Source organism: Flavobacterium sp. PMTSA4, assembly GCF_032098525.1.
Classification (GTDB): domain Bacteria; phylum Bacteroidota; class Bacteroidia; order Flavobacteriales; family Flavobacteriaceae; genus Flavobacterium; species Flavobacterium capsici.
On sequence record NZ_CP134890.1, the window covers coordinates 2,441,816 to 2,467,305 of the forward strand.

General features: G+C 31.8%; 21 protein-coding genes and 1 tRNA gene. 12 read left to right on the forward strand and 10 right to left on the reverse strand.

Translation table 11 applies throughout. The features are described from left to right. Window positions 1-65: 65 nt before the first annotated feature. Window positions 66-1,811 carry an aspartate--tRNA ligase gene (gene aspS, locus RN605_RS11160; RefSeq protein WP_313324837.1) on the reverse strand — a complete coding sequence of 582 codons (1,746 nt, stop codon included), beginning with the start codon at window positions 1,809-1,811 and terminating at the stop codon, window positions 66-68. 126 nt (window positions 1,812-1,937) lie between these two features. Between aspS and RN605_RS11165 the strand changes: the two genes are divergently transcribed. Both RN605_RS11165 and RN605_RS11170 read left to right on the forward strand, forming a co-directional pair. Further along, on the forward strand, window positions 1,938-2,930 hold the full coding sequence (locus RN605_RS11165; RefSeq protein ID WP_313324839.1) for a TlpA family protein disulfide reductase: 993 nt from the start codon (window positions 1,938-1,940) through the stop codon (window positions 2,928-2,930). Window positions 2,931-3,094: 164 nt separating this feature from the next. Continuing rightward, window positions 3,095-3,442, forward strand: coding sequence for a toxin-antitoxin system YwqK family antitoxin (locus tag RN605_RS11170; protein ID WP_313324841.1), 348 nt, complete (start codon window positions 3,095-3,097; stop codon window positions 3,440-3,442). A 56-nt stretch (window positions 3,443-3,498) separates the two neighbouring features. Here RN605_RS11170 and RN605_RS11175 read toward each other — a convergent pair whose 3' ends face one another. The 4 genes from RN605_RS11175 to RN605_RS11190 form a co-directional block, all read right to left on the reverse strand. After that, a complete protein-coding gene (locus tag RN605_RS11175) occupies window positions 3,499-6,954 on the reverse strand; it encodes an efflux RND transporter permease subunit (protein WP_313324843.1) in 3,456 nt (1,151 codons plus the stop codon). A gap of 80 nt (window positions 6,955-7,034) precedes the next feature. Then, a complete protein-coding gene (locus RN605_RS11180) occupies window positions 7,035-8,174 on the reverse strand; it encodes an efflux RND transporter periplasmic adaptor subunit (protein ID WP_313324845.1) in 1,140 nt (379 codons plus the stop codon). A gap of 12 nt (window positions 8,175-8,186) precedes the next feature. Then, entirely contained in the window at window positions 8,187-9,533 is a 1,347-nt protein-coding gene (locus RN605_RS11185; RefSeq protein WP_313324846.1) for a TolC family protein, read from the reverse strand. Between the two features lie 8 nt (window positions 9,534-9,541). After that, a complete protein-coding gene (locus RN605_RS11190; RefSeq protein ID WP_313324848.1) occupies window positions 9,542-10,147 on the reverse strand; it encodes a TetR/AcrR family transcriptional regulator in 606 nt (201 codons plus the stop codon). A gap of 149 nt (window positions 10,148-10,296) precedes the next feature. Here RN605_RS11190 and RN605_RS11195 point away from each other — a divergent pair, with 149 nt between their 5' ends. Together RN605_RS11195 and RN605_RS11200 are read left to right on the forward strand one after the other, a co-directional pair. Further along, on the forward strand, window positions 10,297-11,271 hold the full coding sequence (locus RN605_RS11195) for a polyprenyl synthetase family protein (RefSeq protein WP_313324849.1): 975 nt from the start codon (window positions 10,297-10,299) through the stop codon (window positions 11,269-11,271). Continuing rightward, window positions 11,264-11,620 (forward strand): hypothetical protein, encoded by a 357-nt coding sequence (locus tag RN605_RS11200; RefSeq protein ID WP_313324851.1) that lies wholly within the window; start codon window positions 11,264-11,266, stop codon window positions 11,618-11,620. Before RN605_RS11195 ends, RN605_RS11200 begins: the two co-directional genes overlap by 8 nt. Here the strand turns inward: RN605_RS11200 and RN605_RS11205 are convergent. Then, entirely contained in the window at window positions 11,617-12,150 is a 534-nt protein-coding gene (locus tag RN605_RS11205; protein ID WP_313356349.1) for a hypothetical protein, read from the reverse strand. The genes RN605_RS11200 and RN605_RS11205 overlap by 4 nt on opposite strands. A gap of 109 nt (window positions 12,151-12,259) precedes the next feature. Here RN605_RS11205 and RN605_RS11210 point away from each other — a divergent pair, with 109 nt between their 5' ends. The 3 genes from RN605_RS11210 (at window position 12,260) to RN605_RS11220 (ending at window position 17,591) form a co-directional block, all read left to right on the forward strand. After that, window positions 12,260-15,031 carry a 2-oxoglutarate dehydrogenase E1 component gene (locus RN605_RS11210; protein WP_313324853.1) on the forward strand — a complete coding sequence of 924 codons (2,772 nt, stop codon included), beginning with the start codon at window positions 12,260-12,262 and terminating at the stop codon, window positions 15,029-15,031. Window positions 15,032-15,056: 25 nt separating this feature from the next. Next, a complete protein-coding gene (odhB, locus tag RN605_RS11215; RefSeq protein ID WP_313324854.1) occupies window positions 15,057-16,274 on the forward strand; it encodes a 2-oxoglutarate dehydrogenase complex dihydrolipoyllysine-residue succinyltransferase in 1,218 nt (405 codons plus the stop codon). A gap of 81 nt (window positions 16,275-16,355) precedes the next feature. Then, entirely contained in the window at window positions 16,356-17,591 is a 1,236-nt protein-coding gene (locus tag RN605_RS11220; RefSeq protein ID WP_313324856.1) for a TCR/Tet family MFS transporter, read from the forward strand. Here RN605_RS11220 and RN605_RS11225 read toward each other — a convergent pair. Continuing rightward, entirely contained in the window at window positions 17,566-18,003 is a 438-nt protein-coding gene (locus RN605_RS11225) for a retropepsin-like aspartic protease (protein ID WP_313324857.1), read from the reverse strand. The two genes, RN605_RS11220 and RN605_RS11225, sit on opposite strands and share 26 nt — an antisense overlap. A 93-nt stretch (window positions 18,004-18,096) precedes the next feature. Between RN605_RS11225 and RN605_RS11230 the strand changes: the two genes are divergently transcribed. The 5 genes from RN605_RS11230 (at window position 18,097) to RN605_RS11250 (ending at window position 21,951) form a co-directional block, all read left to right on the forward strand. Further along, window positions 18,097-18,867 (forward strand): TatD family hydrolase, encoded by a 771-nt coding sequence (locus RN605_RS11230; RefSeq protein ID WP_313324858.1) that lies wholly within the window; start codon window positions 18,097-18,099, stop codon window positions 18,865-18,867. Between the two features lie 63 nt (window positions 18,868-18,930). Further along, a complete protein-coding gene (locus RN605_RS11235; protein WP_313324860.1) occupies window positions 18,931-20,067 on the forward strand; it encodes a 1-acyl-sn-glycerol-3-phosphate acyltransferase in 1,137 nt (378 codons plus the stop codon). Then, complete coding sequence (locus RN605_RS11240; RefSeq protein ID WP_313324861.1) at window positions 20,057-21,079, forward strand: asparaginase; 1,023 nt, start codon at window positions 20,057-20,059, stop codon at window positions 21,077-21,079. Before RN605_RS11235 ends, RN605_RS11240 begins: the two co-directional genes overlap by 11 nt. 53 nt (window positions 21,080-21,132) lie before the next feature. Beyond that, window positions 21,133-21,219: transfer RNA gene (locus RN605_RS11245), tRNA-Ser, on the forward strand. 24 nt (window positions 21,220-21,243) lie between these two features. Next, window positions 21,244-21,951 (forward strand): porin family protein, encoded by a 708-nt coding sequence (locus RN605_RS11250; RefSeq protein ID WP_313324864.1) that lies wholly within the window; start codon window positions 21,244-21,246, stop codon window positions 21,949-21,951. Here the strand turns inward: RN605_RS11250 and RN605_RS11255 are convergent. From RN605_RS11255 to asnS, 3 genes are read right to left on the reverse strand one after another with little or no spacing between them, the layout of a single operon-like run. Continuing rightward, on the reverse strand, window positions 21,946-22,551 hold the full coding sequence (locus tag RN605_RS11255; RefSeq protein WP_313324865.1) for a hypothetical protein: 606 nt from the start codon (window positions 22,549-22,551) through the stop codon (window positions 21,946-21,948). The genes RN605_RS11250 and RN605_RS11255 overlap by 6 nt on opposite strands. 13 nt (window positions 22,552-22,564) lie before the next feature. Then, window positions 22,565-24,022 (reverse strand): RNA polymerase factor sigma-54, encoded by a 1,458-nt coding sequence (gene rpoN, locus RN605_RS11260; RefSeq protein WP_313324866.1) that lies wholly within the window; start codon window positions 24,020-24,022, stop codon window positions 22,565-22,567. A gap of 9 nt (window positions 24,023-24,031) precedes the next feature. Beyond that, window positions 24,032-25,477 (reverse strand): asparagine--tRNA ligase, encoded by a 1,446-nt coding sequence (gene asnS / locus RN605_RS11265; RefSeq protein WP_313324867.1) that lies wholly within the window; start codon window positions 25,475-25,477, stop codon window positions 24,032-24,034. Window positions 25,478-25,490: the final 13 nt, after the last annotated feature.

Here is a 25,490-nt window from a genome sequence, read left to right on the forward strand (position 1 = left end):
TTAAATTTTTCAACAATTGCTTCTTAAAAAAATGTGAATTTAATAGTAATTAATAATTTTTACTTTTATTTCAATTTTATGTGTAATTCTTCTAATTGTTTGTTGTCAATTATTGATGGAGCATCAATCATTACATCGCGACCAGAGTTATTTTTAGGGAAAGCAATAAAATCTCGAATGGTTTCTTGACCACCAAGAATGGCAACTAATCTATCCAAACCAAAAGCCAAACCACCATGTGGTGGTGCACCAAATTGGAAGGCATTCATTAAGAAACCAAATTGATTTTCGGCTTCTTCTTTTGAAAAACCTAATAAATCAAACATTCTACTTTGCAATTCTTTATCATGAATTCTTATTGAACCACCACCAATTTCATTTCCGTTTAACACCATATCATAGGCATTAGCACGAACTTTACCTGGTTCTGTTGTTATTAGTTCAAAATCTTCAGGTTTTGGAGAAGTAAACGGATGATGCATTGCATGATAACGTCCGCTTTCTTCATCCCATTCTAATAATGGAAAATCAACAACCCAAAGCGGAGCAAATTCATCAGGTTTTCTTAAACCTAAGCGAGTTGCCACTTCCATACGTAAAGCAGATAGTTGTGTTCTGGTTTTGTCAGCATTTCCAGATAAAACTAAAATTAAATCACCTGGTTTTGCATTGGTTATTTCTGCCCATTTTTTTAGATCTTCTTGGTCATAAAACTTATCAACGGATGATTTGTAACTTCCATCTTCTTCACATTTTACATAAACCATTCCGCTTGCACCAACTTGAGGACGTTTCACCCAATCAATTAAAGCGTCAATTTCTTTTCTAGTGTAAGATGCACATCCAGGAGCAGCAATTCCAACAACTAATTCAGCCGAATTGAATACACCAAAATCTTTATGTTGGGCAACAGCATTTAACTCTCCAAATTTCATATCAAAACGAATATCTGGTTTGTCGTTACCATAGGTTTTCATGGCGTAATCGTATGTTATTCTCGGAAATTCTGTTACATCAATGCCTTTGATTTCTTTCAATAAATGACGTGTTAAACCTTCAAATACATTTAAAATATCTTCTTGTTCAACGAATGCCATTTCACAATCGATTTGAGTAAACTCAGGTTGTCTGTCGGCACGTAAATCTTCGTCACGAAAACATTTTACAATTTGAAAATATTTATCCATTCCACCAACCATCAATAATTGCTTGAAAGTTTGTGGCGATTGTGGTAAAGCATAAAATTGTCCTTCATTCATTCTGCTTGGAACAACAAAATCTCTTGCACCTTCTGGAGTAGATTTTATTAGATATGGAGTTTCAACTTCACAAAAATTCAAATCCGAAAGGTATTTTCTAACTTCCATTGTTACTTTATGACGGAAAAGCAAACTGTTTTTTACAGGATTTCTTCTAATATCTAAGTAACGATATTTCATTCTAATGTCTTCGCCGCCATCGGTTTCGTCTTCAATAGTAAATGGTGGAAGTAGTGCTTCATTCAATATAGTAAGTTCAGAAACTAAAATTTCAATGTCGCCTGTTGGCATATTTGGGTTTTTAGACTCACGTTCTATAACAGTGCCTTTCACTTGAATGACAAATTCTCTTCCAAGCGATTTTGCTTTTTCAAAAACTGCTTTATCAGTGCGTTGTTCGTCAAAAATTAATTGCGTAATTCCGTATCTATCCCTCAAATCAACCCAAATCATAAATCCTTTATCGCGAGATTTTTGAACCCATCCAGCAAGTGTAACTTCCTTATTAATAAACGCAGCGTTTAATTCGCCATTATTGTGACTTCTATACATTAGAATAAATTTTTTGCAAAAGTAAAAAACTTAAATCAATTTATAGAGTAGAATATTTTGTTAAATAGTAGATTGTAATTAAGAAAAAAATTATATTTGAGATTCAATTTAAAAAACTTAATAAAAATGAAAAAAATTGTTAGTTCGTTACTATTTGTTTTAATGGCAACTTTTTCTTTTGCACAAGAAACAATGACTTTTGAAGCAAAGATTATAAACAAGAATGGAGATATTTTATTTATAAAAGACAACAGAATAATCATAAAAGAAATAAAAGTTGACGAAAAAGGAAATTTTAAAGCTACTTTTCCAGTAAAAGAAGGAATGTATCAATTATTTGATGGAGCAGAATATGCTCAGTTATTTTTAAAAAATGGTTATAACTTAAAAATGACAATGGATGCATCAATGTTTGATGAAACTATAAAATTTGAAGGTAAAGGTTCAAAAGAGAACAATTTTTTAGCTCAATCTGCTATGGAAGAGGAAAAATATCCATATCAAGAAGTATTGACAATGGATAGCGAAGGGTTTAAAAAAGCTCTTGATGAGAAAAAAACAAATGATTTTAAAAAACTTGAATCTGCAGGATTGGATGCAAAATTTGTTGAGCTTCAGAAGAAAAATATTGAAATGAATTTAATGGGATTATCTCAATATTATACTCAAATTTCTGCTAACAAGAAACTGAACAATACACAATCACCAAATTTTGATTATGAAAATCATGCTGGAGGAAAAACTTCTTTAGAAAGTTTGAAAGGGAAGTATGTTTATATTGATGTTTGGGCAACTTGGTGCGGACCATGTAGAGCTGAAATTCCATCTCTAAAAGCTTTAGAGGAAAGTATGCATGGAAAAAACATCGAATTTGTTAGTATTTCTGTTGATGTTCAAAAAGATTATGAAAAATGGAAATCTTTTGTAACTGAAAAATCACTTGGCGGTAAACAATTATATGCAGATAATAACTGGAACTCTGATTTTATAAAAGCGTTTGGAATAAATTCTATTCCTCGATTTATTTTAATTGATCCAACAGGAAAAGTTATTGATGCTGATGCTTTAAGACCATCAAGTCCAAAGTTAAAAGAACAATTAGAAGGATTTTTAAAATAATTTTAAATCAATTTAATGATAAGAAAACCACGCATTTGCGTGGTTTTTTCTTTAAATAAAGTTAAATGTTATTTCAATGTTACGAAATTGTTAAGTAAAAGTTTGTTTATTGTAAATTAAATTATATATTTGTTATGTAATTATAAATAAATAAAACCTACGATATGAAAAAGACAATGATTTTAGCAGCAGTATTACTTACAGGATTTGCTTTTGCCCAAGAAGCTAAACCTTTTTTAGAGCAAAAAGACGACCTAGTTAAAGCAACATATTATTATGCAAACGGACAAGTTCAACAAGAAGGCTTTTTTAAAGATGGAAAGTTGACAGGTCAATGGGTTTCTTATGATGAAAATGGAAACAAGAAATCAATAGGTGAATACATCAATGGTGAAAAAACTGGAAAATGGTTTTTTTGGAATGACAAATCACTTAGTGAAGTAGATTATTCTAAAAGTAAAATAGAAAATATTAAAGCTTGGACACAACAAGCATTAGTGAACAGAAATTAATATTAAATTTAATTTACATAAAAAAAAGGAACTCATTTTGAGTTCCTTTTTTTGTTTTAGGCATTTCTTAAACGTCTATCTCTAAGCCAATGTTTTGTTCTTTTTACCAAGAAGAACATTACTGGAACCATTACTAGAGTTAAAACTGTAGCATATGTTAATCCGAAAATAATAGTCCAAGCTAATGGCGACCAGAAAATAACATTGTCTCCACCCATATATAAATGTGGATTCAAATCAGTTACCAAACCAAAGAAGTCAAAGTTTAAACCAATTGCTAAAGGAATTAATCCAAGTACGGCTGTTAATGCAGTCAATAACACTGGTCTTAAACGTGATTTTCCACTTTCTATAATTACTTCTTTAATTTCATCTAGTGATAAATCATCATGAGTTTCAACACCTTTAAGTCTCACTTTTTCATCTAAAAGTAATACAAAGAAATCCATTAATACGATTCCATTTTTCACTACAATTCCTGCTAATGAAATAATTCCCATCATTGTCATAAGGACAACGAAATCCATATTAGCAATTACATAACCATAGAAAACTCCACTGAAACTTAGTAATACAGTAAATAAAATTACAATAGTTTTAGAAACAGAATTAAATTGTAATACAATAATAATTGTAATTCCAGCCATAGCAAGGAATAAAGCATACATCAAGAAACTTTGATTTTTCCCTTGTTCTTCTTGAACTCCAGAGAACGAATACGTAATTCCTTTTGGTAATTGATAACCTTTTAATTCAGTTTCAATTTGTTTTGTAATTTCATCACCATTATAACCTGTAATTACATTTGAATAAACCGTTAGAATTCTTTTGTAATTCTTTCTTTTTATTTGATTATAAGTAAATTTCTTTTCTGTTTCTGAAACAGCCGAAATTGGCACTTGAACAATTTGTCCATTATTTTGGTTTCTAAAAGTAATTGATTGATTGAAAAGAATGTTTTCGTTTTTGCGTTGATCTTCTTGTAAACGCATTGTAATGTTATAGTCATCATCACCTTCTTTATAAGTTGAAATTTCTTGACCATAAACCGAACGACGTAAATTGAATCCTAATTGTCCAGTAGTAACGCCAACACTTCCAGCACTTACTCTATCAACCATTACTTCTAATTCAGGACTTTGTTTGTTAACGTCAACGTTTAGTTTTTCAATTCCAGGTATTTTTTTACTGTCAATGTAATCAATAATTTTGTCTGCTTGCGCAATCATTTGATCATAATCAGAACCTGTTAATTGAATACTAATAGGATAACCAGCTGGCGGACCATTATAATCTTTTTCAACAGTTACTTTTGCACCAGCAATTCCTTTAACTCTTCCGCGAATTTCCTCTAAAACATCAGCGGTATTTATTCCTCTACGAAACTTAAACTCTGAAAAATTGATGGTAACTTTTCCTTTAAATGGAGTTTCTGAAGCCGAACCAGCATCAACATTAGGATTTCCAGCTCCAACACCAACTTGAGAAACAATACTTTCAGCTAAGAAGTTATCATTAGTTTTTGGATCGATATATTTTTTCATAATATCAATCACTTGATCTTCTACAAATAATGTTGCTTTATTCGTTTTTTCAATATCAGTTCCTTGAGGATATTCTACATAAGCAATTACTTGATTTGGAATGTTATCTGGGAAAAACAATACTTTTCTAGGGAAAATTCCAAGTAAAATGAATGATAAAAATAACATTCCGATAATTGTTGCTAAGGCAAACCAAGCATTTCGACCTGTTAAAACTTTAGCTAAAAAGCGCTTGTATTTTTCTTCCATTCTTGGAAAGAAACTATGTTGAAAGTCTTGTGTCCATTGGTATAATTTAATTTTGTACAACCACATTAAACCTAATGAAATAACGGCTAAATGTCCAATTGCTCTCGCTAATTTTGAATCGTTAACGTTTCCAATAATGATGAAAATAATTGCAACTACAGCAAAAATAATAGAGTATAATTTTGCCGATTTTTTGGTTACGTTTCTATCTTCAATATCCATTGAACCACCAGTCATAGCTGCGTTTACAATCATTGCAACGAATAACGAAGCACCAAGTGTAACCGATAAAGTCATTGGGAAATAAATCATGAATTTACCCATTGTTCCAGGCCAAAGTGCAAATGGTAAAAAAGCCATTAAAGTTGTTGCAGTTGATGAAATTACTGGCCAAGCAATTTCTCCAATTCCAATTTTTGAAGCTTTTACTCTGGGCATTCCTTTTTTCATGTTTGCAAAAACGTTGTCAACCACCACAATTCCGTCGTCAACCAACATACCTAATCCCATAACTAATCCAAAAAGAACCATTGTGTTAAGCGTTAATCCAAAAGCATTCAAAATGGTAAATGCCATCAACATCGACAAAGGAATTGCTGCTCCAACAAACAATGAGTTTCTTAATCCCATGGTAAACATCAGAACAATCATTACCAACACAATACCAAAAATAATGTGGTTTGAAAGTTCATCTACCTGATGTTCAACTCTTGATGATTGATCGTTGGTTAATTCAATAGATAAATCTTTTGGTAAATAATTTTCTTGAGCTGATTTTATTTTTTCTTTTACTTGCTCAATAGCAGAAATCATGTTTTGGTTTGAACGTTTTTTAACATTCAACATCACAACTTCTTTTCCGCTTTCGCGAGCATAAGTTGTTTTTTCTTTTTCTTTGAAACTTACTTTGGCGATGTCTTTTAAGTAAACTGTTCCACCAAAAGATTTTACAATTACATTTTCTAATTCTTTTGGATCTTTAATTTCACCAACAATTCTAATGTTGTTTCTTGAACCTTGAGAAATTAAATTTCCGCCAGAAAGTGTCATGTTTTCATATTTGATGGCATTTTGAATATCATCAAATGAAACTTGAGCAGCTGTCATTTTGAAAATATCGATGGCAATTTCTACTTCTTTGTCATCAACACCTAAAATGTCAACTTGTTTTACTTCAGGTATTTCTTCAATATCATCTTCTAGTTTTTCACCATATTTTTTAAGTTGTTGTGTAGTGTAATTTCCTTTAAGATTTATATTTAAAATTGGAACTTCTTCTGAAATGTTAAGCTCAAAAACACTTGGTTCAACTTTGCTGCCGTTATCTAAATTTGGCCAATCGGTATCGGCTTTTACAATATCAACTTTGTCTTTGATTTTAGTTTTAGCTTCTTCAATGGTTACTTTGTCACCAAACTCAACGATTATCATTCCATAATCCTGAAAAGAACTTGCAGTAACTTTTTCGACATTACTGATGTTTTTGATTTCTTTTTCAAGAGGTTTTATAATTAATTTTTCAACGTCTTCGGCTGAATTTCCTGGGAAAACAGAAGAAATGTATACTTTGTTTTCAATAATTTCTGGAAAATCTTCACGCGGCATTGTTACATAGGCAATCAACCCTGTAACAACAATCAGAAAGGTAAAAATATAAACCGTAACTCGGTTGTCTATTGCCCAACTGGATATACTGAATTCTTTATTTTGATGTGACATATTTTATAGTTTAGAAGTTTAGAAGTTAATAGTTTAAAAGAGAATTTTTAATCCTGTAAACTTTTAACCTTTAACTTTTTTTAGAAATTTAGTTTCATTCCTTCTGAAATTGTACTAACACCATCAGTTACAATGATGTCATTTGAAGATAAACCACTTAGAATTTCAGTATAATTATCAGATGATTTTCCTGTTGATACTTTAGTTTTCTTTGCAATACCAGTTTTACCATTGCTATTGTCAACTGTATAAACATATTCAACACCATTACCATCATGCTGAACTACGCTTGTTGGAACTACTATAGCATCTTTATTTACATAATCAATAATTTTTAGTTTCGCTACTTGATTTGGACGTAATAAATTATCAGGATTTGGAAGTCCAACTTCGATACCAAAACTTCTGTTGCTTGGGTTAATATAACTTCCTACTTGACGAACTTTTCCTTTATAAGTTTTGTTTAATGAAGTCAAGAATACATCAACTTGATCACCAACTTTTAATTTTCCAATATAACTTTCAGGAACTGTGGTTGAAACATACATGTTGTTCAAGTTTACAATTCGCATTAATCCTTGTTGGCTTGGAGCAACAACTTGTCCTTTTTCTACAAAAACTTCATCAATTACACCATTAAATGGAGCGCGAATGATTGTTTTTGCTAATTGAGATTTCATTTGAGCAACACCTTTTTGTGCAGAAACCATTTGTGTTTGAGCTTGTAAGTATTGAATTTCTGAACCAATTTTTTTGTCCCAAAGATTTTTTTGTCTTTCAAAAGTAGTTTTAGCCAATTCATATTGGTTTTCTAAACTTGCCAATTGTTGACTCATTCCAGCATCATCAACACGACCAAGAATTTGTCCTTTTGAAACTCTGTCGCCAGCTTTTACAGTTAAAGAGGTTAAAGTTCCATTAAACTCAGGTTGAACAAGAATGTTTTCTTTAGTATCAACACTTCCTTGAATCTCTAAATAATGAGTAAACAAAGTATCTTTTACGGTTGCAACAGCAACTAAAGCTTCTTCAGTTTTAACATCAAGTTTTGCTAAAGCTTCTTCAATTTTAGCAATATCAGATTGTAAAGCAGTTTTTTTGTCTTGAAGTGCTTTTACATTCTTTGAATTTATTAAAGCATCAACACTTTGATTGTTTTCATTTCCACCACAAGAAAGTAGTAAAATGGATGCTAATGTTAGGGTAATTATTTTTTTCATTTTTATATTAAATTAGTTTTTATTTAAAAGTTTATCTAGAGTTGCTTTTTTATTAACTACTTCAACCATTGATTTCAAATAGTCTTGTTGTCTGCTATATAATTGTTGTTGCGCTTCAGTAAAATCGAAACTAGAAGAAAGTCCTTCGCGGAATTTTATTTGTTGTTTACCTTCAATGCGTTCTGCTAAACTCAAACTATTTTTAGCCGTTGCATATTGTTCTAAACTGTATTCGTAATTACTTCTAGCTTCTTGAAATTGAAGTTTTAATTTTTGTTCGGTTTCTTTTAATTGAGTTTTAGATTGTTCAAATGCAATTTTTGCTTGTTGCGTTTTAGCTGTTCTTCCAAAACTGCTGAAAATAGGAACATTTAAACTTACACCAACATTTGAAAAACGATTCCATTTTTGGTCCGAATTAAAGAATGTAAAGTCGTTTGAAAACGAATTGTAACCAAAGTTTAAAGCCGCTCCAAGTGATGGTAATGCTTTGCTTTTTTCGTATAAAACCATCAATCTGCTTGCTTCTTGAGAATTTTCGCCAATTTGATAATCGATATTATTAGTTACATTAAATTGTTCTTGTAGGATTGCTAAGTCAAGATTTTTTTGAGTCAACGTATCTAAGTTATCCGTAAGTTTTAAATCATTTTCTAGTTCAATTCCTAAAACTAATTTCAACATGTTAGTTGCAATAGTTTCCATTCTTTTAGAATAAGAAAGCGAACTTTCTAACGAAGCTAAAGTCAATTGAAGTTGTTCTACATTTTCCTCTTCAGTAAATCCATTTTTGTAAATTTCTTTAGTGTCGTTAACTGTTTTAGTTAAAACTGTTTTGTTTTTTTCTAAAATAGCAACACTTTCCTTAGCCAATAAAACATTTCCATAAGTGCTAATTACAATTTCTCGTAACTCTTGATTGGTTTTTACTTTCGCATTTTCAGATATTTTCAAATACGTTTTGGCCGATTGTAAACCAACCAAATACGAACCATCAAAAATCAATTGACTCAATGTTAAATTAGAATTCATAGAGTTTTTTGTTCCAAAAGCAAAAAGCGCAATGTCATCAGGATTTCCAGCTGGATTAAAAGCATTCCCTGAAACACCTTGTTGCGTAAAATCTATATTATACAAATAAGAAGCACTTCCAGTAATTTGAGGCAAACCTATTGTAGTGGTTTCCCATTTTTTCTTTTTGGCGGCTTCAATATCTCTATCAGCATTTATAGCTGAATAATTATTTTGCAACGCATGCTCAATGGCTTGTTGCAAACTCAATGAATAGCTTTGTTTTTGGTCTTGCGCTTGAGCAAAACTGACAAAACTTATCAAGATTAAGAGTAGTTTATTTTTCATTTTTTATATTAAAAATTGTATTTGGTTATTAATTCTTCTAATTTTTTTATTCCTTTTTCAGTACAAATTCCACGCAAATGATATTCTAAATATTCTGTTTGAACTAGTTTTGTGCTAAATTGATGTGGGTCAAATAGTTCAACATCTTTTAAACTAGACATTCCCGCATAATAAAATCTTACTATTAAATCAGCATTTAAATTTTTTCTAAAAAATTCTTGTTCAATTCCTTTGTTGATATTGTTTACCACACAATCTTTCATTTTTTCAAATTGTTTTCCCATCAACGATTTATGAATTTTAGGATAGAATTTTTGCAACTGATGAAAAGGAGAAGCACTTTCGTCTTTAAGATTTTTAAGTACAAAATCTCTAATCAAAAAAAGTTCTTCAATTGGGTTAGCATCTTGTTCATAAATTTGATCAATACCACAGGAAATAGTTTCAAAAAGATAGGAACTAACTTCTTCAACCAATGCGCTTTTGTTTGAAAAATGTTGATATATAGTTTTTTTAGAAATTCCCATTTCTGAAGCAATTTCATCCATTGTTATGCTTTTGAAGCCATGAGTCAAAAACATATCGCATGATTTTAAAATAATACTTTCTTTCATTTTCATTATAATTTCGTGTGCAAATGTATGTCGGAAACTTTTAATACTAAAATAGTTTCCAAAGTTTTTACAATTATTTAACATTTGATTAAGACGTGTAATTTGCAATACCATCGGAATACCTTAAATTAGCCCAAAATTAGTAGTGTATGCAGTCGGTAAAGTATTATCAAGAAATCATTTCAAATCATTTCAAACAATTAACATTGTTAAAAGATCCAACGAATCTTTATGAACCAATACAGTATATTATTTCGTTGGGAGGAAAAAGATTGCGACCAGTTTTAACTTTAATGGCAGCAGAAGTTTTTGATGTTGATAGTAAAAAAGCACTTTCGGCAGCTACTGCAGTTGAGGTTTTTCATAATTTTTCGCTAATACACGATGATATAATGGATGATGCGCCACTGAGAAGAGGAAATGAAACCGTTCATGAAAAATGGAATATAAACACCGGAATTCTGTCTGGTGATGCAATGTTGATTTTAGCCTATCAATATTTTGAAGATTACGAGCCAAAAATATTTCAAGAATTAGCAAAATTATTCAGCAAAACTGCACTTGAAGTTTGCGAAGGACAACAATATGATGTTGATTTTGAACAACGCGATGATGTTACTATTCCTGAATATTTAAAAATGATTGAATATAAAACGGCAGTTTTGGTAGGTGCAGCCATGAAAATGGGTGCAATTGTTGCTCAAACATCCGAAGAAAATAAAAATTTAATTTACGATTTTGGGTTAAACCTTGGGTTAGCATTTCAATTGCAAGATGATTATTTAGATGCTTTTGGAAATCCTGAAACATTTGGAAAACAAGTTGGCGGCGATATTATTGAGAATAAAAAAACCTATTTGTATTTAAAGGCAATGGAATTTTCAAATTCAGTTGAAAAAGAACAATTGATGCATTTGTTTTCCATTCAACCTAATGATAATACGGATAAAATAAATTCGGTAAAACAAATTTTCAATGCTACTGGTTCAAGTGAAGCAACTCAAAAGGCTATTCATGATTATACTTTTAAAGCCTTCGAAACCTTAGATAAAATGGATATTAGTAATGATAAAAAATTACTTTTAAGAACATTTGGCGAAAAATTAATGAATCGCGATGTCTAGTTTTGTAGCTCCAATATCGACTGATAATTTACTTTCTGAAGCAGAAAAAGAGAATTTGTATCAAAAACTAATTGAGCAACTCAATAAAGATTTTAATTTGGCAAATGAAGGTGTAGATTTTCCACAAAGTACAACTCCAAATGAATTGAAAGTGCAACTTCACGAAAAAATATATCGTCTAATTCAATACAAGTTTGCTGAATATCTGAACTTGCTTTACATCATCGATGTTTCAGAAAGTGAAGTTAAAAAACTAAACGGAGATGATTTAGTTGCCTTGTCTGAACAAGTTTCCTTCTTGATTTTAAAAAGAGAATGGCAAAAGGTTTGGTTTAGGAATAAATATTAAAAATAAACCCTTACAAATGGCATAAACGCATCGCCATACACATTTCTATCTTTGTCAAAAAGTACGTTGTAGCGTGCTCCAATAGTTACATTATTGGTTCTATAACCTACGCCAAGAAACAAACCTGTATTCCAAAAATTATCTTTTAAATTGATGTCTTTATAATTCACATTTACTCGCAGTTGTTCTAATTCCGCAGAAAGTTGTACTTCTTCAATTGGGTTTACTAATCCAATAATGCTGGCGCCATAAGTATGTGCATCAAAAAAGTTTTTTTGTTTTAAGTAGCTGTATTGCAAACCTAAACCTGCAGAAAAATATTGATTAAAATTATAAATGGCGCTTGGAGCAACTGCAATATTGGTAAAATTATTGCCAATACTAAGACCTAAACCGCCTCCAAATTGCACGTCTTTCCAAAAATTATTTTGTGTACTTTTACTATTGTCATTTTGTGAAAAAACAACGCTATTTTTTAATAAAAAAAACAATATTGTTAAGAGAAGTATTGGTTTTATTTTCATATTCATATTTTGGTGAATTTATGTGTTATTAATACTTTAAATTCATTGATAATTATAACAAATATCATACTTTTGCACATAATTTTCAAATACTAAGATTTTTTAGTCTCATAATATGGATAGGTTTTCATTTTTAAACGCAGCACATACTGAATTTTTTGCCGATTTATACGAACAATATCTTCAAAATCCTGACACTGTTGAACCTAGTTGGAGAGCTTTTTTCCAAGGGTTTGATTTTGGAATGACTACTTATGATGAAGAAAATGCAGTTCATCAATTAGCAAATTATGCAGCCAATGTTCCTCAAAACGGACAAGTTTCAGATAAATTACAAAAAGAATTTAATGTTTTAAAGTTAATTGATGCCTACAGAACACGTGGTCATCTGTTTACAGAAACTAATCCAGTTCGAGACAGAAGAACATATACGCCAACACTAGACCTAGAAAATTTTGGACTTTCAAATGCCGATTTAGATACTGTATTTGATGCCGCAAAAATATTAGGTCATCAACCGCAAACTTTAAAAGAAATTCTTGTTCATTTAAAAAATGTGTATTGTCAGCATATTGGGATCGAGTATATGTATATGCGTAGTCCTGAAGTGATTCAATGGATTCAAAATAAATTGAACATCAATGACAATTTACCTAATTATGATGCCAATCAAAAGAAATCAATTTTAGGAAAATTAAATGAAGCCGTTTCTTTTGAGAATTTCTTGCATACCAAATATGTTGGGCAAAAACGTTTCTCACTTGAAGGCGGAGAGAGTTTAATTCCAGGATTGGATGCGGTTATTGAAGCGGCAGCTGAAAAAGGAGTAGAGCATTTCGTAATGGGAATGGCACACCGTGGAAGATTGAATGTGTTAGCTAACATTTTTGGAAAAGCTACTCAAGATATTTTCTCTGAATTTGACGGAAAAGATTATGATAAAGAATATTTTGATGGTGACGTAAAATACCATTTGGGTTTAACTTCTGAAAGAGTTACCAATTCAGGTAAAAAAATAAACATCAATTTAGCACCAAATCCTTCACATTTGGAAACTGTTGGTGCTGTAATTGAAGGAATTACAAGAGCAAAACAAGACAAATATTTCCCTGACGATTTCTCTAAAGTATTGCCAATTGCCGTTCATGGTGATGCCGCGGTTGCCGGACAAGGAATTGTTTATGAAATTGTGCAAATGGCACAATTAGATGGATACAAAACAGGTGGAACTATTCATATTGTAATTAATAATCAAGTAGGTTTTACAACCAATTACTTGGATGCACGTTCGTCAACCTATTGTACTGATGTAGCAAAAGTGACATTGTCGCCAGTTTTACATGTCAATGCAGACGATACTGAAGCAGTGGTTCACGCGATGCTTTTTGCCTTAGATTTCAGAATGGAATTTGGACGTGATGTGTTTATCGATTTATTAGGTTACAGAAAATATGGTCACAATGAAGGTGATGAACCTCGTTTTACACAACCATTATTATATAAAATCATTGCAAAGCATAAAAACCCAAGAGATATTTATGCAGCAAAATTAATAGCTGATGGAATTATTGACAATAATTATATTGCTCAAATTGAAAGTCAGTACAAAGAAAAATTAGATGAAAATCTGGAAGCTTCTCGTAAAAAAGATTTAACCATCATCAAGCCGTTTATGCAAGATGAATGGCAAGGTTTTGAACAAGTTTCTGATGATGCAATGTTACAAAAAGTGGATACAAAAGTTGATAAAAAACAATTGGATCAAATTATTGAAACGGTTTCAACATTACCAAAAGATAAAAAATTCATCAATAAGATTTCTAAGATTGTTACCGACAGAAAAACAATGTATGATAACAATGCAATCGATTGGGGAACAGCAGAAACTTTGGCCTATGGAACATTATTAACTGAAGGATTTGATGTTAGAATTTCTGGTCAAGATGTTGAGCGTGGTACTTTTTCACACCGTCATGCGTTAGTAAAAGTAGAAGATAGCGAAGAAGAGGTTGTTTTATTAGATGCTTTAAAAGATAAAAAAGGAAAATTCAATATTTTCAATTCTTTCCTTTCAGAATATGGAGTTTTAGGTTTTGATTATGGTTATGCCTTGGCAAATCCTAATACATTAACTATTTGGGAAGCACAGTTTGGAGATTTCTCAAATGGTGCACAAATCATGATTGACCAATACATTTCTTGCGGTGAAGACAAATGGAACAACCAAAACGGAATTGTTCTTTTATTGCCACACGGATACGAAGGTCAAGGTGCAGAACATTCATCAGCTAGAATGGAACGTTATTTACAACTTTGTGCACGACACAATATGTTCGTTGCCGATTGTACAACGCCTGCCAATTTCTTCCATTTATTAAGAAGACAAATGAAAACAAACTTTAGAAAACCATTAGTGGTGTTTTCTCCAAAAAGTTTGTTGCGTCATCCATTGTGTGTTTCAACACAAGAAGAATTATACAACGGACAGTTTCAAGAAACTATTGATGATGTTTCAGTAGATAAGAAAAAAGTAAAGACAGTTGTTTTCTGTACGGGTAAATTCTACTATGATATCTTAGCGGAAAGAGAAAATTTAGGCAGAAATGATGTAGCTTTGGTTCGTATAGAACAATTATTTCCATTGCCGACAGAACAGTTAAAAGAAATTATTGCAAGCTATCCAAATGCAGATGATTTCGTTTGGGCACAGGAAGAACCAAAAAACATGGGAGCTTATAGCTATATGTTAATGAACTTTGATTTGGTTCCTTGGCGTTTGGCTTCATTAAAAGCATATGCAGCACCAGCAGCAGGAAGTCACACTAGAGATAGACGTCGTCATGCGGATGCCATCAGAATGGTTTTTGATAAAAATTTATTTAGATAATAACACACTATAAAATTATAAAAGGATGATTTTAGAAATGAAAGTGCCTTCACCGGGCGAATCGATAAAAGAAGTTGAAATTGCAACTTGGTTAGTTCAAGATGGCGATTATGTAGAAAAAGACCAAGCTATTGCTGAGGTTGATTCAGATAAAGCTACTTTAGAATTACCTGCTGAAGCAAGTGGAATAATTACATTAAAAGCGGAAGAAGGCGATGCTGTTGCCGTTGGAGCAGTTGTTTGTTTGATTGATACAAGCGCAGCTAAACCAGAAGGAAATGCACCTGCAAAAGAAGAAACAAAGCAAGTTGCTGAAGCGCCAAAAACGGAAGCCCCAAAACCAGCACCTGTTGCTGAGAAAACCTATGCAACCCAAACTCCTTCGCCAGCTGCAAAGAAAATATTAGAAGAAAAAAATATTAGTCCAAGTGACATTGTTGGAACAGGAAAAGGTGGAAGAATTACAAAAGAAGATGCTTTAGAAGCGGTTCCATCCATGGGAACACCAACAGGCGGAAATCGTGGTTCAGAAAGAACAAAACTTTCAATGTTGCGCAGAAAAGTAGCAGAAAGATTAGTGTCAGCTAAAAATGAAACAGCAATGTTAACTACGTTTAACGAAGTTGACATGACTGCAATCTATGATTTAAGAAATCAATATAAAGATGAATTTAAAAACAAACATGGCGTAGGTTTAGGATTCATGTCATTCTTTACGAAAGCGGTTACTCGTGCACTACAGTTATATCCAGATGTGAATTCAATGATTGATGGTGATTATAAAGTAGGTTATGATTTTTGTGATATATCGGTTGCCGTTTCTGGTCCAAAAGGTTTGATGGTTCCAGTAATGCGTAATGCAGAAAATTTAACGTTCCGTGGAGTTGAAGCAGAAATCAAGCGTTTAGCTATTCGTGCTCGTGACGGACAAATTACTGTTGATGAAATGACTGGTGGAACATTTACCATTTCTAATGGTGGTGTTTTTGGAAGTATGTTATCAACACCAATTATAAACCCACCACAAAGTGGAATTTTAGGAATGCATAATGTGGTTGAAAGAGCAATTGTTAAAAATGGTCAAATCGTTATTGCTCCAGTAATGTTTGTGGCACTTTCATATGACCACAGAATTATTGATGGTCGTGAGTCAGTTGGTTTCTTAGTTGCCGTTAAAGAAGCATTAGAAAATCCAGTAGAACACTTAATGGATAACAATCCTAAGAAAGCATTAGAGCTTTAGTATAAAATTCAAAAAAAAACTAAAACCCAAATTCCAAAAGAGTTTGGGTTTTTTCGTTAATTTGTATTTCAATAAAAAACCATGAAGAAAGAAAAAAAATCAGCAGCCATTGGGTTTATTTTCATCACTATGTTAATCGACATTACAGGTTGGGGAATTATAATTCCTGTAATTCCAAAATTAATTTCCGAGTTGATTCAAGGTGATATTAGTGAAGCTGCAAAATATGGTGGTTGGCTAGGTTTTGCTTTTGCATTCACTCAATTTTTATTTGCTCCGTTGGTTGGAAATTTAAGTGATAAATACGGCAGACGACCGATTATCTTGATTTCACTACTTGCTTTTTCATTAGATTATTTACTATTGGCTTTTTCGCCAACAATTACTTGGTTGTTTGTTGGTAGAATTATCGCAGGACTTTCTGGAGCAAGTATAACGACAGCTTCAGCTTATATTGCTGATATAAGTACACCTGAAAATAGAGCCAAAAACTTTGGAATGATTGGTGCAGCATTTGGTTTAGGATTTATTATAGGTCCAGTTCTAGGTGGTTTACTTGGACAATATGGTTCAAGAGTTCCATTTTATGCTGCTGCAGTATTGTGTTTGTGTAATTTCTTGTATGGTTATTTTATTTTACCAGAATCTTTGTCGAAGAAAAACCGCAGAGCTTTTGAATGGAAACGAGCTAATCCGATTGGAGCAATAAAAAACTTAAAACGATATCCAAAGTTAATTGGTTTGATTTTGGCAATTTTCTTGTTGTATGTTGGTTCTCATGCAGTACATAGTAACTGGAATTTTTATACTATGTATCAATTCAATTGGGACGAAAAAATGGTTGGAATTTCTCTTGGAGTTGTTGGTCTTTTAGTTGGTATAGTTCAAGGAGGTTTAATTCGTTGGACATCTCCAAGATTAGGCAATGAGAAAAGTATATATATAGGTTTGGCACTTTATACTGTCGGAATGTTATTGTTTGCTTTTGCTACTCAAAGCTGGATGATGTTTGTGTTTTTAATTCCATATTGTTTGGGTGGAATTGCTGGTCCAGCATTGCAAGCGGTAGTTTCTGGCAATGTTCCTGCCAACGAGCAAGGAGAAATTCAAGGAACATTAGCCAGTTTAATGAGTGCTTCGGCTATAATTGGTCCGCCAATGATGACCAATACTTTTTACTTTTTTACTCACAAAGAAGCACCGTTTGAGTTTGCTGGTGCGCCTTTTTTATTAGGTGGATTTTTAATGTTGTTGAGCACTTTTATTGCATTCTATTCTCTAAGAACTAAAGCTATTGTAAGTACAGACAATGATTAAAATAGTCAATAATTGCTTTTCCTTCTAGTAAAACATCAGCACCAATAATACCGTGAACTCGTTTTGCTTTGTATTGTCTTAAAGCTTCATTTACATGCGATAAATCAAAAATGACCAAGTGCAAGTCATTGGTTTTCCATCGGCCAAGTTGTAATTTGTTGTTTTTGGCTATTTGAGTAAACATTCCAGTTGCTCCAGCTCCAGCAGCTTTTGTTTTAGATTTTCCAGCAACAAGGTTAAAATGTTCAATACTTTCAAAACCTACACAACTGTTACTCGCACCAGTATCTAATATAAAATTGCCTGAAATTCCATTTATTTTTGCTTTAATCAATAAATGCTGAGTTTTTGAAACTTTAAACTTAATTTTCTTGTACTTTTCTTTCTTTAGAATTTCATGTAAGTTCTCCATAGCTTTTAAATGATGTCAAATGTAATTTAAAAATTGATAGCAATCTTTGTAACTTTGCGACTTTAGGATTTTATTACAATTTTTACTTTACGGATGATTTTAACCGACACACATACCCATTTATACTCTGAAGAATTTCAAAATGATAGAACAGAAATGATTCAACGTGCTATAGCCGTCGGAGTTTCACGATTTTTTGTTCCATCGATTGATTCGAGTTATACACAAAGAATGTACGATTTAGAGAATCAGTTTCCCGAAAATATTTATTTGATGATGGGTTTGCATCCGTGTTATGTAAAACCAGAAACTTATTTGGAAGAATTAGCTCATGTTGAAACTCAATTGACTTCCAAAAAATTTCATGCGGTTGGTGAAATTGGCGTTGATATGTATTGGGATAAAACCACCTTAAAGATTCAGCAAGAAGCATTTAAAAAACAAATTCAATTAGCAAAACAATATAAATTAGCGATAAATATTCATTGTCGCGATGCTTTTGATGAAGTTTTTGAAGTGTTAGAAAGTGAAAAAGCAAACGATTTATTTGGAATTTTTCATTGTTTTACTGGAGATTTTAGTCAAGCACAAAGAGCTATCGATTTAGGGATGAAACTAGGAATTGGTGGTGTAGTTACTTTTAAAAACGGAAAAATTGACCAGTTTCTTCACGAAATAGATTTGAAAAACATTGTTCTTGAAACGGATTCACCTTATTTAGCTCCGGTTCCATATCGTGGAAAAAGAAATGAAAGTAGTTATACTAAGTTGGTTGCAGAAAAATTAGCCCAAATTTATCAACTAACAGTAGAAGAAATTGCTCAAATTACTACTGAAAACTCCAAAGCAATTTTTGGAATATAAAACGTTTTTAATCTAAAAGTCATATTTTTTTTGTTCATTTGTTAATCGAAAAAAATCAATAAAATGACCAAATTTGACGCCATTAGACCTTTTTATGATACAGAAGTAAATGAAGCCATTCATTCGTGTATTAATAATCCAATGATGAAGGCAATTATGGCTTTTACATTTCCTGAGGTTGACGAACAAGTATGGAAAGAACAACTAAAAAGAACACATTCAATTAGAGATTTTCAGTGTAATTTTATTTATCAATCGGTTAAAAAAGTTCTCGAAAAATCATCTGAAGGATTAACTACTTCTGGATTCGAAAAATTAGAAAAAAACACAGCCTATCTTTTTATATCAAACCATCGAGATATCATTTTAGACACATCATTATTAAATGTGTGTTTGTTTGATCATGGTTTAGTAATGACCGCTTCAGCAATTGGAGATAATCTTGTTCAAAAAGATTTTTTGAAAACATTATCTCGATTGAATAGAAATTTTTTGGTTCAAAGAGGTTTATCTCCAAGAGAATTATTAGAAAGTTCAAAATTGATGTCGGAATACATAGGGCAATTGCTGCTAAGAGAAAACCGCTCCGTTTGGATAGCACAACGTGAAGGAAGAACCAAAGACGGAAATGACGCTACACATTCAGGAGTTTTAAAAATGCTTGCAATGGGTTCAGGTGAATACTCAATGATGGATTATTTTAAGAGAATTAAAATTGTTCCTGTTTCGATATCGTATGAATATGATCCAACTGATGCTTTGAAAATGCCACAATTAATGGCAGCAGCAAATGCTGAAAAATACATCAAAGAGAAGAATGAAGATTTCATTACTTTATTGAGTGGAATAATTGGTCAAAAAAAGAGAATTCATATTCATGTTGGAGATGTTTTGGAAAAAGAATTAGATGTAATTGAACAAGAATTTGACAATAACAATAAGCAAATACAAGCTTTAGCGCAAACAATAGATGACTCAATATTACAAAGTTATAAGTTGTGGCCAACCAATTATATTGCCTACGATTTGTTACATAAAACCAATACGTATTCAAATTGTTACACTGAAGCTGAAAAATCTTTATTTGAACGAAGATTAGAAATGCGTATTGATGAAAAAAATGCTCAAATGGTTGAAAGCTTTCTAGCCATGTATGCTAATCCGGTAGTCAATAAAATGAAATACGAGAATGCAATCTAAACCTAACATACTACTGATTTATACTGGTGGAACGATTGGTATGATGAAAGATTTTGAAACGGGTGCTTTGAAAGCATTTAATTTCAAAAAGTTGCTACAAAAAATACCAGAACTTAAACAATTGGATTGCAATATTGAAACAATATCTTTTAAAAACCCAATTGACTCTTCCAATATGAATCCAAACGAATGGATTAAATTAGTAGAAATAATAGAAGAAAATTATACAATCTATGATGGTTTTGTAATTCTTCACGGTTCAGATACAATGTCTTATTCGGCATCTGCATTGAGTTTCATGTTAGAAAATTTGAATAAACCAGTAGTTTTTACGGGTTCACAATTGCCAATTGGAGATTTGCGTACAGACGCCAAAGAAAATTTAATTACAGCCATTCAAATTGCTTCATCAAGACAAAAAGGTAAGCCAATTATTCAAGAAGTGTGTTTATATTTTGAATATAAATTATACAGAGGAAATAGAACAACCAAAATAAGTGCTGAACATTTTAATGCTTTTACATCGCCAAATTTTCCTCCTTTAGCCGAATCGGGTGTTCATCTGAATTTCAATTATATCGAACAGAAAAAGAATTCTAAAAAATTAATAGTTCACAAAAAGCTTGATGATAATGTGGTAATTGTTAAACTTTTTCCAGGTATCAGCGAAGCTGTTTTATCGTCAATTATTGAAACTCCAAATTTAAAAGCAATTGTATTAGAAACCTATGGTTCTGGTAATGCGCCAACCGAAAAGTGGTTTATAGATTTATTGAAAAAAGGAATTAAAAAAGGGTTGTGTTTTGTAAATGTTACACAATGTTCAGGTGGAAGCGTAAACATGGGACAATATGAAACGAGTACTCAATTAAAAAAAATCGGAATGATTTCAGGAAAAGACATTACAACTGAAGCTGCAATTACAAAATTAATGTACTTGCTAGGTCAAAATGTTGCTTCTTCTGTTTTCAAAACTATTTTCGAAACATCGTTAAGAGGCGAAATGCAATAAGAAAGGATTCTCTTTTTTTCTTCAAAAAAAATATGGTTCTTTGCAACACAAAAAGAGAGGTGTCCGAGTGGTTGAAGGAGCAAGCCTGGAAAGTTTGTATGTGGGCAACTGCATCGTGGGTTCGAATCCCATCCTCTCTGCAAATCATTCATTTTTAAAATGTTATGAAAAAAATAATCTTCATTTTTTCTTTATTTATCGTTGTAACAAGTGTTGCTCAGGTTAAGGATTCAACACAAGTAGAAAGAGATTTTGATGCTGTTGATTCATTATATCGTGAAGATCAATTTTATTTTAGTGTTTCCTATTGTTTGATGCAAAATAAACCTGATGGTTTCAAACAAAGCAAATTTTCTCCAGGTATTTCTTTGGGTTTTTTGAGAGATATGCCAATTAATAAAAACAGAACTTTAGCTTTTGCGGTAGGAATTGGGTATACTTTCAGTTCTTATAATCAAAACATTGCAATTACTCCAAATGGGGATAATTATGATTATCAAATAATTCCAAGTGATATAACTTTTTCTAAAGATAAGTTTCTGTTTCACACTATTGATTTGCCTATTGAGTTTAGATGGCGCAATTCAACACCAGAAAGTATTAAATTTTGGCGCGTTTACACTGGTTTCAAACTAAGTTATTTGTTTTATGATGAATATAAATTAGAAACTTCGTCTGGAAACTTGAAAATTTCAAATAATAAAGATTTGAATCCTTTGCAGTATGGAGTTTATCTTTCAGCGGGTTGGAATACTGTAAACATTTATGCCTATTATGGCTTGAATTCTTTTTTTAAATCGGATACAAAAATTGAAGGTAAATCTCTTGATGTAAATAGTCTAAAATTTGGTTTGATGTTTTACATCTTATAACCAAAGGTACAATAACCCAATTTGAGGCAAAGCGCCAACTAAAAAACCAATAAGCAATTCTTTATGTGTATGTGCTTTCATTTCCAATCGAGATGAAGCAATAAAGCCATTCATAACCATCATAAAAACAATAGTGTTTATGATATTTACTTCGTTGTGATAGCTTAAACCTATTACAAAAACAGTTAATGCACTTGAACCAATTAAATGGATGCTTGATTTTGTTTTTATAAAAAGCAGAAGAAAAGCAATTACAGAACTGATTATTCCAGCTAAGAAAAAATAATGTAGCTCAGGAAATCTATCTAAAGTAATTGATTTTGTAACTAAAACGGAAAACAGCATTGTTTGCAACAACAAAGGAATTTTTCGTTGAGAAATATCTGAAAGCATGATGTTATCTATTTTCCCAAATGTTCTTAGTAAGAAAAAAAAAGCAACAGGAAGAAATAAAGTAATGATGACAATTTGCAATAGCAAAACGACTAATTGCGAAAAAGAAAAATAACTTTCATCAAGGACAATATAAAATAATGTTCCTATCAAAGGAATAAAAACAGGATGAAACAGATACGAAAAAAAGGGAAGTATTTTTTTCAAAAGAAAGTTGATTTTAAATTTTCTTTCTCATTCGAGCAACTGGAATATCGAGTAAATCTCTGTATTTTGCAATTGTTCTTCGCGCAATTGGATAACCTTTTTCTTTTAAAATTTCAGCCAATTGATCATCAGGTAAAGGTTTGCTTTTGTCTTCTTCTTCAATAACAGTTTGAAGAATTTTTTTGATTTCTAAGGTTGACACATCTTCACCTTGGTCATTTTTCATTGATTCAGAAAAATAATCTTTAATCAATTTTGTCCCATAAGGTGTATCAACATATTTACTATTGGCAACACGTGAAACTGTAGAAATATCTAAACCAACTAAATCGGCAATATCTTTTAAAATCATTGGTTTCAGACTCGTTTCTTCTCCATCAAGAAAATATTCTTGTTGAAAATGCATAATGGCATTCATTGTCACATATAAAGTTTCTTGACGTTGTCGAATCGCATCAATAAACCATTTTGCAGAGTCTAATTTTTGCTTGATAAATTGAACCGCGTCTTTTTGCGAATTCGATTTATCTCTAGAATCTTTATAGGTTTGCATCATTTCCTGATAATCTTTAGAAACGTGCAATGATGGAGCATTTCTTCCGTTTAGGGTTAATTCTAATTCACCATCAACGATTCTAATGGTAAAATCGGGAACGATTTGTTCTACCATTCTAGTATTACTTCCAAAAGAACCGCCTGGTTTTGGATTTAGTTTTTCAATTTCATCAATTGCCTTTCTAAGTTGATCTTGTGAAATTTCATATTTCTGCAATAATTTTTCGTAATGCTTTTTGGTGAAAGGCTCAAATTGATTTTCTAAAATATCTATTGCTAAATCAACATATTCAGTAGGCGTTTTGTGTTTTAATTGTAACAAAAGACATTCTTGTAAATCTCTTGCACCAACACCAGCTGGATCTAAATCTTGAATAATGTGAAGAATTTTTTCTACCGTCTTTTCGTCAGTATAAATTCCTTGCGTAAATGCCAAATCATCAACAACATCTGAAATAGTTCTTCTTAAATAACCATCATCATCAATGCTTCCAACTAAAAATTCAGCAATTTCTCTTTCGTTATCGGGTAAAATAAAAGTATTTAATTGATTGATTAAATCTTGGTGAAAACTAACTTGCGCAGCCAATGGTGAACTTCTTTCTTCATCGTCATCACTATAGTTGTTGGCTTGTAGTTTATAATCAGGTGTTTCATCATCGCTTAAATACTCATCAATATTGATTTCGTCTGCTTCGATGGTTTCGTTTCCGTCAAACTCATCTTGAGCATCAAACTCATCAGCTTCATAAATTTCTTCAGTATCACTTCCGCTTTCTAATGCAGGATTTTCAATTAATTCCTCTTTCAATCTTTGTTCAAATGCTTGCGTAGGCAATTGAATCAACTTCATCAACTGAATTTGTTGAGGAGATAATTTTTGTGATAATTTTAAATTTAAAAACTGCTTTAACATATGTTTTTATTAAAATTCTGCGTTTTGTGGGGTTCTTGGGAAAGGAATTACATCTCTAATGTTAGTCATTCCAGTCACAAAAAGAACTAATCGTTCAAAACCTAATCCAAAACCAGAATGAACTGCCGAACCAAATCTTCTTGTGTCTAAATACCACCAAAGTTCTTCTTCATCGATACCTAATTTCTTCATTTTTTCTACCAAAACATCGTATCGTTCTTCTCTTTGCGAACCTCCAACAATTTCTCCAATTCCTGGGAAAAGTATATCCATTGCACGAACGGTTTCTTTTTCTGGCTCGGTGTTATCGTTTAAACGCATATAGAATGCTTTGATATTGGCTGGATAATCGAACAAAATTACAGGACATTTAAAATGTTTTTCAACCAAAAAACGTTCGTGTTCACTTTGTAAATCGGCACCCCAATCTTCAATTAAATATTGGAATTTTTTCTTTTTATTAGGTGTTGAATTTCTTAAAATATCAATTGCTTCAGTATATGAAACGCGTTTGAAATTGTTCTCTATTACAAAGTTAAGCTTTTCTAACAAACTCATTTCGCTTCTTTCCGCTTGTGGTTTTGATTTTTCTTCGTCGGCTAGGCGAGTTTCTAAAAATTTTAAATCATCTCCGCATTTATCCATTGTATATTGAATCACAAACTTGATAAAATCTTCCGCCAAATCCATGTTAGCATCCAAATCATTAAATGCAACTTCGGGTTCAATCATCCAAAATTCAGCTAAATGACGTGAAGTATTCGAATTTTCTGCACGGAAAGTTGGTCCAAAAGTATAGACTTGACCTAATGCCATAGCAAAAGTTTCCGCTTCTAATTGCCCAGAAACTGTTAAGTTGGTATGTTTTCCGAAGAAATCTTTTTTGTAATCGATATTTCCTTCTTCATTTTTTGGCAAATTATCCAATGGCAATGAAGTTACTTGAAACATTTCGCCTGCACCTTCAGCATCTGCACCAGTAATTACAGGTGTATTTACATAAACAAAACCTCTTTCTTGAAAATATGTGTGAACAGCATGAGCTAAAACCGAACGAACACGCATAATTGCTCCAAAAGCATTTGTTCTAACACGTAAATGTGCATTTTCTCTCAGAAATTCTAATGAATGTTTCTTTGGTTGCATTGGAAATTTTTCAGCATCACAATCGCCAAGAATTTCAAGCTGCGTTACTTGAATTTCATATTTTTGTCCTGCACCTTTGCTTTCCACCAAATTTCCTGTGATAGAAAGAGCAGTTCCGGTATTTATTCTTTTTAAAGTTTCCTCAGCAGTGTTTTCAAAGTCAACAACACATTGAAGATTATGTAGCGTTGAACCATCGTTCAAAGCAATAAATTGATTGTTTCTAAAAGTTCTAACCCAACCTTTTACAGTAACTTCATAGTCTTTTCGTGAGTCGTTTAGTAAGTCTTTAACTTTTGAATGCTTCATTTTTATCTAAAAT